The organism is Deltaproteobacteria bacterium, from assembly GCA_009930495.1.
Classification (GTDB): Bacteria; Desulfobacterota; Desulfovibrionia; order Desulfovibrionales; family Desulfomicrobiaceae; genus Desulfomicrobium.
Genome location: RZYB01000405.1, coordinates 1 through 1,378, shown reverse-complemented (window position 1 = coordinate 1,378; position 1,378 = coordinate 1). Strand labels below are relative to the sequence as shown.

Annotated in this window: 2 protein-coding genes; both read left to right on the top strand. The window is 61.6% G+C overall.

Annotation, left to right across the window (positions count from 1 at the left end; genetic code table 11):
* Positions 1-297: Fic family protein (locus tag EOL86_15040; protein NCD26884.1), on the top strand; the 297-nt coding region annotated here is incomplete at its 5' end.
* A 1-nt stretch (position 298) separates the two neighbouring features.
* A partial coding sequence (locus EOL86_15035) for a DEAD/DEAH box helicase (protein ID NCD26883.1) occupies positions 299-1,378 on the top strand: 1,080 nt, incomplete at its 3' end.

Genomic DNA, 1,378 nt, shown 5'->3' with positions numbered 1-1,378 from the left:
AATCTCGAGCAAACCGTGTTCGGTGAATCCGCTTACCCCAGCATTGAAGCCAAGGCCGCGCATCTGCTCTATTTCGTCATCAAGAATCACCCTTTTGCCGACGGCAACAAGCGAAGCGGGGCCTTCCTGTTTGTGGACTTCCTCAATCGTAACCACCGGCTGTTCGACAACCACGGCGCCCCGGTGTTCAACGATATGGGATTGGCAGCTCTGGCTCTGTTGGTGGCGGAATCCGACCCTGCCCAGAAAGAGACTATCATCCAACTCATCATGAACATGCTGTCACCGGGGGTCTGAAATGAACGAAGCCGAAACCCGCCTCCTGCACATCGACCCGGCCCTCAAGGCCGCCGGCTGGGGTGTGGTCGAAGGCAGTCGCATCCGGCCCGAGTATCCCATCACCATGGGCCGCATCCAGGGCGCGGGCAAACGGGCCAAGGCACTCACGGCCGATTACGTCCTTGAGTACCGCAACACCAAGCTGGCCGTGGTCGAGGCCAAGGCCTGGGACAAGGCGCTGACCGAAGGGCTGGCCCAGGCCAAGGACTACGCCGGCAAGCTGGCCGTTCGCTTCACGTACGCCACCAACGGCCAGGGCATCTATGCCGTGGACATGGAAACGGGCAGCGAGGCCGAAGTTTCGACCTTCCCCACGCCGGAAGAACTCTGGGGGCGGACCTTCGCCGTGCAGAATCTCTGGCGGGACCGTTTCAAGGCCGTGCCCTTCGAGGATCGGGGCGGCTACTTTCAGGGCCGATATTATCAGGACATCGCCGTGGAGCGGGTCCTATCCGCCATGGCCGACGGCCGGGACCGCATCCTGCTGACGCTGGCCACGGGTACGGGCAAAACCTTCATCGCCTTTCAGATCGCCTGGAAACTGTTCCATAGTCGCTGGAACCTGCAGGATTGGCGGCATGAGGGAGAGCCGAGCCGCAGGCCGCGCATCCTGTTCCTGGCCGACCGCAACATTCTGGCGGATCAGGCCTATAACGCATTTTCAGCCTTTGCCGAGGACGCCCTGGTGCGCATCGCGCCGGACGAGATCAGGAAGAAAGGCAAGGTGCCCCAAAACGGCAGCATTTTCTTCACCATCTTCCAGACCTTCATGTGCGGACCGCCAACCGGTGGGGAACCGAGCCCCTATTTCGGGGACTACCCTCCCGACTTCTTCGATTTTATCGTCATCGACGAATGTCATCGCGGCGGAGCGCGGGACGAAAGCCGCTGGCGCGGCATTCTGGAATACTTCGCCCCGGCCGTGCAGCTCGGCCTGACGGCCACGCCCAAGCGGGACATCAACGCCGACACCTACGCCTATTTCGGCGACCCGGTCTTCATCTACTCGCTCAAGGACGGCATCAACGACGGCTTCCTG